Annotated in this window: 6 protein-coding genes; 3 read left to right on the top strand and 3 right to left on the bottom strand. The window is 64.8% G+C overall.

Going from position 1 to position 9,171, the window contains the following annotated elements; genetic code table 11:
* The 3 genes from FAZ21_RS20355 to FAZ21_RS15100 all read left to right on the top strand — a co-directional run.
* The coding region (locus FAZ21_RS20355) for an FHA domain-containing protein (RefSeq protein ID WP_211243480.1) at window positions 1–343 on the top strand (343 nt) is incomplete at its 5' end.
* Window positions 344–459: 116 nt separating this feature from the next.
* Entirely contained in the window at window positions 460–1,230 is a 771-nt protein-coding gene (locus tag FAZ21_RS15105; RefSeq protein ID WP_136774278.1) for an MBL fold metallo-hydrolase, read from the top strand.
* Window positions 1,231–1,313: 83 nt separating this feature from the next.
* Window positions 1,314–2,900, top strand: a complete 1,587-nt coding sequence (locus tag FAZ21_RS15100; protein WP_136774277.1) for an HD domain-containing phosphohydrolase — start codon at window positions 1,314–1,316, stop codon at window positions 2,898–2,900.
* 76 nt (window positions 2,901–2,976) lie between these two features.
* Here FAZ21_RS15100 and FAZ21_RS15095 read toward each other — a convergent pair whose 3' ends face one another.
* From FAZ21_RS15095 to FAZ21_RS15085, 3 genes are all read right to left on the bottom strand, one after another.
* Window positions 2,977–4,599 (bottom strand): cyclic-di-GMP receptor FimW-related protein, encoded by a 1,623-nt coding sequence (locus FAZ21_RS15095; RefSeq protein ID WP_136774276.1) that lies wholly within the window; start codon window positions 4,597–4,599, stop codon window positions 2,977–2,979.
* Complete coding sequence (locus FAZ21_RS15090) at window positions 4,599–5,015, bottom strand: HIT family protein (RefSeq protein WP_136774275.1); 417 nt, start codon at window positions 5,013–5,015, stop codon at window positions 4,599–4,601. The genes FAZ21_RS15095 and FAZ21_RS15090 overlap by 1 nt, the downstream gene beginning before the upstream one ends.
* A 140-nt stretch (window positions 5,016–5,155) precedes the next feature.
* Entirely contained in the window at window positions 5,156–9,016 is a 3,861-nt protein-coding gene (locus FAZ21_RS15085; protein ID WP_136774274.1) for a DUF3683 domain-containing protein, read from the bottom strand.
* Window positions 9,017–9,171 lie beyond the last annotated feature (155 nt).

The following is a 9,171-nucleotide window of genomic DNA, read 5'->3' as shown; positions in this document are numbered from 1 at the left end:
CGCCGTGGCGTCCACGCTGGCCCCGACGCGCCCCGCGGCTGCGCCGGCCCAGGCCGCGCCCGCGATGCAGGCTTCCGGCCCCATGGGTGTGGTCAAGGTCATGACGGGCGCCAATGCCGGTCGGGAGCTGCTGCTCAACAAGCCAGCCACCACGCTCGGCCGCGCCGGCACGCAGGTTGCGGTCATCAGCAAGCGCCAGCAGGGCTATGTGCTGGTGCACGTGGAAGGCGAGCGCACGCCGCTGGTCAACGGCAGGGATATCGGCGCGCTGGCGCACACGCTCAACGACGAGGACATGATCGAGCTGATGGGTATCAAGATGGTGTTCTTCCTGCGCGACTGAAGCTGGCGTTGCCGTGCGGCAGGCGTGTGACGCCTGACGACGCGGCCGGCGCGCCATTCGGCCACAATGGAAACGGGCGCGTATTGCGTCCCGTTCTTCATCCTCTCCGGAGCACCATGCAACTTCGTATTCTCGGATGCAGCGGCGGCATCGGCGGTGTGCACCGCACCACCGCGATGCTGCTCGGCGAACGGACCCTGATCGACGCCGGCACCGGTGTGGGCGACCTGACCTACGACGAACTGGTGCGTATCGATCACGTGTTCCTCACCCACGCGCACCTGGACCACATCGCTTGCCTGCCGATGCTGATCGACACCGTGTTCGGTGCGCGCGAGCGCCCGATCGTCGTGCACGCCAGCCAGGCCACGCTGGGTGTGTTGCACCAGCATGTCTTCAACTGGGCCGTGTGGCCCGACTTCACCGTCATCCCCGCCGCCGATGCCGCCATGCTGCGCTTCGAGCCGATGGAAACGGGCGAATGCCGTGAGGTGGACGGCTGCCGGATCACCGCGTTGCCCGCGCTGCATACCGTGCCCGCCGTGGCCTACGCGCTGGATTCGGGCGATGCCACGCTGGTGTTTTCCGGCGATACCGCCGACTGCGCCGAGTTCTGGCAAGCGGTGAACGCCATCCCCAACCTGGGCACGCTGATCATCGAGACCGCGTTCGCCAACCGCGAGGAGGCGCTGGCGCGGCTGTCCAGGCATTTCTCGCCGCGCCTGCTGCTCGACGCGCTGAAGCAACTGGCGCGGTCCGACGCGGTGGAAATCCTGATCACGCACCTGAAACCGGCCGACCACGCGCTGACCATGCGCGAGGTACTGGAAAGCGGCGCGGATTTCCGCATTGCCCGGCTGGAGCAGGGGCAAATCATCCGGTTCTAGTCCGCGCAAGGAGTGCCGATGCAACCGAGCCAAGGGTATTGCCTGTTCGATCGCGTGTCAGAGCCGTCGCGGCGGGGTGGGAAATGCTGAGCCAGGATGCCTTGCGCGAGCGGCTGGAGAAGCTGAACGCGGTGGGCATCGCGCTGTCGGGCGAGGCCGATATTGCGCGGCTGACCGAGGCGATCCTGCTGGCGGCCAAGGATCTGGCCTGCGCCGATGCGGGCACCTTGTACATCGTCCGCGATGGCGCCCTGCATTTCGAGATCGCCATCACCGACCGGCTGGGTCGCAAGGTGGGTGGGACCAGCGGTCAGCCGGTGGGCCTGCCGCCGGTGCCGCTGACCCATGCCGACGGCAGGCCCAACTTCAACAACGTGGTGGCCTGCGCGGTCAATCAGGATCGCACCATCGTCATCGACGATGCCTACACGGCCGAAGGCTACGATTTTTCCGGCACGCGCACTTTCGACGCCGAGCTGGGCTACCGGTCGCAATCGTTCCTCAGCGTGCCGATGAAGAACCACTTGGGCGAACTGATCGGCGCGCTGCAATTGATCAATGCGCTGGATGCCGACAAACAGATCCGCGCTTTCGACGCGGACGATACGCATCTGGTGGAATCGCTCGCCTCCCAGGCGGCGGTGGCGCTGACCAACCAGCAACTGATCCTGTCGCTGAAGAAGTTGTTCGAATCCTTCGTCGGCCTGATCAACCTCGCCATCGACGACAAGTCGCCCTATACCAGCAGGCACTGCCAGCGGGTGCCGGTGCTGACCATGATGCTGGCCGAGGCGGCCGTCCGTACCCGCAACGGGCCGTTGGCATCGTTCGAGATGGACGATACCGATCGCTACGCATTGAAGATCGCGGGCCTGCTGCACGATTGCGGCAAGATCACCACGCCGGTGCACGTGATCGACAAGGCGACCAAGTTGCACACGCTATTCGACCGCATCGCGTTGATCGAAACGCGGTTCGAAGTGCTCAAGCGCGATGCGCGCATCGCCCATCTGGAGGGCGAACTGGATGCTGCCGCTTACGCCGCGCGGCTGACCGAGCTGGACGATGCCATGGCGTTCCTGCGGCGCTGCAATGTTGGCGGTGAGGCGATGGCCGATGCCGATGTGGCGCGCGTGGCGGAGATCGCACGCTGGACCTGGCACGGGCCGGACGGTGAGGCATCGCTGCTCGACGACGATGAGCAGGAAAACCTGTCGATCCGCCGTGGCACGCTCACCGCCGCCGAACGCCAGATCATCAATCATCATATCGACGTGACCATCCGCATGCTCGAATCGCTGCCGTGGCCGAGCCGCCTGGCGATGGTGCCGGAATACGCGGGCGGACATCACGAGCGCATGGATGGGCGCGGCTATCCGCGCGGGCTGACCCGAGAGCAGATGAGCGTGCAGGCAAGGGTCATGGGTATCGCCGATGTGTTCGAGGCGCTGACCGCGCGCGATCGGCCATACAAGCCGGGGATGAAGCTATCGCAGGCGCTGACCATCCTGGCCCGGATGGCGCATGAACAGCATGTGGACAGCGATCTGTTCGAAGTATTCATGCGCGAGCAGGTCTGGCTGGAATACGCGAACGAGTTCCTCCCGCCCGAGCAGATCGACGCGGTGGACGAGGCGGCGCTGCTGGCGCAGGCGGGCTGCGGCGGATAGATGCCGTCGCCCGCATCGGCGTAGCGGCAAGGAAAACGCCCCGCCAAAGGCGGGGCGTCGTGGCTGGCGCTGGCGATCAGCGGGTATGGCCGGCGAGTACGTAATGCACGCGCTCGTAATCCACACCACGCTCCAGCGCCGATTCCAGGCGCAGCTTGCGCGTGCTTTCGCCATCCCACCATTCCACCACGCGGCCCGGCCGGAACCAGCCGACCGGCAGGATCAGCGATGCGGGCGAACGCAGCGTGGGGGTGGCCGGCAGTGCCAGGCCTTCGGTCCAGCCGCGACGGCCGGCGTGGACCAGGTCCACCGGGCGGACCGCCGCGGAATGCGGTTGTCCCGGCAACAGTCGGACACCGATGACAACCTGGTCACCTTCCTGTTGCAACCAGCGCACGGTACCGACGTAGTAGCGATTGGCGATGGAGACCGCCAGCAGTTGTTGCAGCGCCACGCGATGGCCCGGCGTGGCCTTGCGCGACAGTTGCATGCCCTGCGGGCTTTCGTTGCGCAGCCACCACGATTCGGACGGGGCCAGTTCGGCGGAGGCGGCGGCCGAGTTCTGTAGCGTCTGCGTGCGGCCGAACAACTGCATGCGTACCAGATCGTCACCGGCCAGCTCCTGCGGGCCGTCGGTCGGCAGTGCAAAGCTACCCTTGCCCACTGCCAGATGCTGGCGCGACAGACCGAAGATCACGTCGATGGTACGGTTGCCGTCGGCACGCGGGTGAACGCGTTCGGTCGGTTGCTCGCACCAGGTGCGGTAAAGGTCGGTCAGCAGCGATTCCACCGCGCTGGACGGGAACTGCTCGCCCAGGCCGAGTTTTTCGGGGTTTTCGCCATTGCGCAGCAACTTGATGCGGCGCGACAGCGCCTGCGCCAGTTGATAGGTATCGATTTCCCGCACCGTGTCGCCGGAAAGGCGTGGTTCGATCCGGCGTGGCGCCGAGGGCGCGGCGAAATCCACTTGCAGGCTGCCACGCCCAGGCAGGGCGCGGGCTTCGCGTTCCAGCGGCGCACGCTGGGCGAAGGCGGGCAGGCGCTCGTCCAGCCACAGGATCTGGCGGGCGGTGAAGTGATACGGGCTGGCGCCGGCCAGCAACAGCGTATGGACGAACACGTTCTCGGGCGCGGCGACACCGGCGACCTTGAGCATGCTGTCCTTGGCGGGTTTTTCGGCCACGCCGGCCTTGTCGGCCAGCGTGTAGTAGCCGTAAAGCGCCTGCCACAGTTCCGGTGGCACCGGCTTGTAGGCCAGCAGGTGTTCGCGCATCACCAGGCACTGGTAGCGCAATGTGCGTTCGGCGGCCAGCGCGTGGTGGTCCAGCGCTTCGGCTTCGCCATCCAGCGCGGCACGCCAGCAGCGGGCATAGGCGTCGCGTAGCAATGCCCACATGCCCACCACTTGTTGCCAGGCATTCTGTTCATCCTGGCCAAACGGTACGGCGCGGCCCAGAAAGCGCTCGGTGAGCGAGGTCTGGACCATGTGGACGCCTTCGCGGAACAGCTCCAGGATCTTGAGCGATTCGTAAGGACTGATACTGCTGGCGTTGAGCAGGGCCAGCGCCTCGGTGAGTTCGTTATGGGCAACCGGTGCGTTGATCAACGGCAGAAGCTGCATCCAGCTTTTGGCCGAACGGGCATCGGTGAAGGGCGGTGCGGCGGAGCCGCGATAGGTGGGCAGGTGTTCCGAATCCATTATGGCTCGAGCAGGCTAAGCCGTTGGCGCAACATGGCGAGCATCTCTTCAGAGACAGGCGGCACGGCGCTCGGACGGCGGGGTTCGGCCCAGACCGGGCTGGGGAAATGCCGATCGCCTTGCCATCGCGGGATCACGTGCCAATGCAGATGCGGCACCATGTTTCCCAGACTGGCAAGATTGATTTTGTCAGGGTGCAAGACATCGCGCACCACATGCTCGACGGCGGTCACTACATCCATCAGCCGCTGACGTTCCGTTCTGTCCAGGTCGCTGAGTTCGGCGACATGGCGATTCAGAATGACGCGGGTAAATCCGGGATATGCGGCATCGTCCACGAGTACCACGCGGCAGAGTTCATCCTGCCACACGCGTTCCCCGCCCATTGAGGTACACAGCTCGCAAACGCTTTGCATTACCCTTTCCTGATTTTTCAGGGATTATAAACAAGCCCCAACCAGAAACAATCAGGAGAACCCCCGTCGTTTGGCCCCGGCCGTCTACGACGGACGTAAGCGGCCCGTATTAATGGTGGGCCGCCCCATCAACCAAACAATTAAAGCAAAACGCGCTCGATCCCGCCGTTGCGGGCGCGTTCCACATATTGCGCCTGCCAGTCGCTGCCGAGGATGTGCTTGGCGATCTCGATCACGATGTAATCGGCCTCGGTGCCCGAATCGTCGTTGTAGCGCGACAGGCCCTGCAAGCATGACGGGCACGAGGTCAGGATCTTCACCGGCGTTTGCGCGCCCGATTCCTCGCGCAGCTTGTCGGCGCCCTTCTGCATCTCCTCCTGCTTGCGGAAGCGCACCTGGGTGGAGATGTCCGGGCGAGCCACGGCGAAGGTGCCCGATTCGCCGCAGCAGCGGTCGTTCAGGTCCACCTGGCTGCCCATCAGCGTATTGGCCACGTCGATGCCCTTGTATTGCTTCATCGGCGTGTGGCACGGCTCGTGGTACATGTAGCGCACGCCATCCACGCCTTCCAGCTTCACGCCCTTTTCCATCAGGTATTCGTGGATGTCGATCAGCCGGCAGCCGGGGAAGATCTGCTCGAACTGGTACTTCATCAACTGATCCATGCAGGTACCGCACGACACCACCACGGTCTTGATATCCAGGTAGTTGAGCGTGTTGGCGACGCGATGGAACAGCACGCGGTTTTCGGTGGTGATCTTTTCGCCCTTGTCGGCAAAGCCGCTGGACGTCTGCGGGTAACCGCAGCACAGGTAGCCCGGCGGTAGCACCGTGGTGGCGCCGACATGCCACAGCATCGCCTGGGTGGCGAGGCCCACCTGCGAGAACAGTCGCTCCGAGCCGCAGCCGGGGAAGTAGAACACGGCTTCCGATTCTTCCTGCGGACGCTCCGGATCGCGGATCACCGGCACGATGGCGCTGTCTTCGACATCCAGCAGGCCACGCGCGGTCTTCAGTGGCACTTTGGCGGGCAGCGGCTTGTTGATGAAGTGGATCACCTGCGCCTTGATCGGCGCCTTGCCCAGCGTGGCCGGCGGTTGCCGGGTGATGCCGCGGATCAGGCCGAACCGTTTGGCCAGGGCGTGGCCCAGGCGCTGTGCCTTGTAGCCGAGCTGCACCATGCCGACGCGCAGCAGCTTGATGGTGGCAGGGTCCTTGATCGTCAGGAACGCCATGCCCAGCGCGGTGCCGGGGTTGAACGGCTTCTTGCCTTCCTTGCGCAGGAAGTTACGCATTGCCACCGTGACGTCGCCGAAGTCGATCTTCACCGGACAGGGATTCACGCAGCGGTGGCAGACCGTGCAATGGTCGGCCACGTCGGCAAGCTCCGCGAAGTGGCGGAACGAGATACCGCGCCGGGTCTGCTCTTCGTAGAGGAAGGCCTCGGTGAGCAGGCCGGTGGCCAGGATCTTGTTGCGCGGGCTGTAGAGCAGGTTGGCGCGCGGCACGTGCGTGGAGCACACCGGCTTGCACTTGCCGCAGCGCAGGCAATCCTTGATCGAATCGGAGATCGCGCCGATATCCGATTGCTCCAGGATCAGCGATTCCGCGCCCAGCAGGCTGAACGATGGCGTGTAGGCGTTGCTCAGATCGGAGCCGGGCAGCAGCTTGCCCTTGTTGAAGCGGCCCTCGGGATCGACCTTGCGCTTGTAGGCTTCGAACGGCGCCAGTTCCTCGCGGGTGAGGAACTCATACTTGGTGATGCCGATGCCATGCTCGCCCGAGATCACGCCATTCAGCCGCCGCGCCACGGCCATGATGCGCGCCACCGCGTGGTGGGCGCGTTGCAGCATCTCGTAGTCGTCTGAGTTCACCGGGATATTGGTGTGCACATTGCCGTCGCCGGCGTGCATGTGCAGTGCCACCCAGGTACGGCCCTTGAGCACTTTCTGGTGCAGCGCATGGATCGCGTCCAGCACCGGTTTGCTGTTGCGGTCGGCGAACAGCAGTTCCAGCTCGGCGCAGACTTCGCGCTTCCAGGATACGCGCAGCATGAAGTCACGCAGTGCGTGGTAGACGCTCTGCGGCATGTTCTCGACCCCGACACCTGTTTCCAGTGGGGCGTCCGGGTGGCGCGCGGTATAGCTTTCGAAAGCGCCGTCCAGGTTTTCCAGCAGCCAGCTCCAGCGGTCGCGCACGGTGTAGACCAGCGCCAGCGCGGCCTCGCGGCGTTCACCGATCAGCGCTTCGCGGCTGATCGGCGAGTCGGCCAGATCCAGCGGCAACTGGCCGTGGGTGAAGAAGTCGGCAAGGCGGTCGAGCAGCTCGATCTTGTTGGTGATCGACAGTTCGATGTTGATGCGTTCGATCTCGTCGGAGTATTCGCCGAGGCGCGGCAGCGGGATCACCACGTCTTCGTTGATTTTGAACGCATTGGTGTGTTTGGCGATGGCGGCGGTACGGGCGCGGTCCAGCCAGAATTTCTTGCGCGCTTCGGCCGAGACGGCGATGAAGCCTTCGCCGGTACGTGCGTTGGCCAGCCGTACCACCTGGCTGGCGGCCTCGCCTACAGCGGCTTCATCGTCCGACACCAGGTCGGCGATCAGCACCATCTTCGGCCGGCCCTTGGACTTGGCCTTGGTGGCATAGCCGACGGCCCGCACATAGCGCCAGTCCAGGTGTTCCAGGCCGGCGAGCTGTACCGCCGGGTGGGCATCGAGGTAATCCTTGATCTCGACGATGGATGGCACGGCGCGGCTGACTTCGCCGAAGAATTCCAGGCAGACGGTGCGGGTGTGCGCGGGCAGGCGGTGCAGGATGAAGCGCGCCGACGTGATCAGGCCATCGGTGCCTTCCTTCTGCACGCCGGGGAGGCCGGCGAGGAACTTGTCGGTCACGTCCTTGCCCAGCCCTTCCTTGCGGAAATGCGAGCCGGGCACCACCAGCGTTTCTTCGCCCAGGCGGGTTTTGCCATCGGGCTTGTAGGTGGTGACGCGGAACGTGGCCTGTTCGGCGTCGTGGATCTTGCCGAGGTTATGGTCCAGGCGTTCGATGAATTTCCAGTTGCCGTCCGGATCGACCATCTTCCAACTGGCAAGGTTGTCGAGCGCAGTGCCCCACAGCACGGCCTTCTTGCCGCCGGCGTTCATCGCCACATTGCCGCCGATGCACGATGCGTCGGCCGAGGTCGGGTCCACCGCGAACACCAGTCCGGCGTTTTCGGCGGCTTCCATCACGCGGCGCGTCACCACGCCGGCCCCGCACTGGATGGTGGCGACCTTGTCGGCGCAGCCGGGCAGGTCGATGAACTCCACGCCATTGTGAAGATCGAGTTTTTCGGTGTTGATCACCGCCGACATCGGCGTCAGCGGTACGGCGCCGCCGGTGTAGCCGGTGCCGCCACCGCGCGGGATCACGGTCAGGCCCAACTCGATGCAGGCGGCGACCAGCGGCGCCATTTCGGCCTCGGTATCCGGCGACAGCACGACGAAGGGATACTCGACGCGCCAGTCGGTGGCGTCGGTCACGTGGCTGACGCGCGCCAGCCCGTCGAAGCAGATGTTGTCGCGCCGGGTGTGCGGCGCCATCCGCTTGATCACCTTGCGGCGCAGCGCGGCGGTTTCGCGGAACTCGCGCTCGAAGCCATCGATGGCTTCACGGCCGCGCTTCACCAGCAGGCCCACCTTCTCATTGCCCTGGCGACGCTTGTCGATTTCGCCCAGGCGATGGTGCAGGGCTTCGACCAGCAGCTTCAGCCGCTTGGCGTTGTCCAGCAGGTCATCCTGCAGGTACGGGTTGCGCTTGACCGCCCAGATATCGCCCAGCACCTCGAACAGCATGCGCGCGGAGCGGCCGGTGACACGTTCCTGCCGCAATTCGTCGAGCACGCGCCAGGCATCGGACCCGAGCAACCGGACCACGATCTCATGATCGGAGAACGAGGTGTAGTTGTAGGGAATCTCGCGCAGGCGTTCTTGAATGTGGGGGATCGGATCAGCCATGTCGTGGGCGGGCTCTCGGAAAATTCGGCAGTGCGGAACCGAGATTTTATCGGAAAACGAATCGGCTAAAGTCCCATTTTTGCTAGGGTTTTGAGCCAGGTCGTCTCAAAGTCACGCGGTACGGCAGGGGCGCGCTATCGATACGCGCCGAAGAC

This window comes from Chitiniphilus eburneus (genome assembly GCF_005048205.1).
Lineage (GTDB): Bacteria > Pseudomonadota > Gammaproteobacteria > Burkholderiales > Chitinibacteraceae > Chitiniphilus > Chitiniphilus eburneus.
Note: the sequence above shows the minus strand (reverse complement) of the source record. Positions and strands in the feature narration are given on the sequence as shown.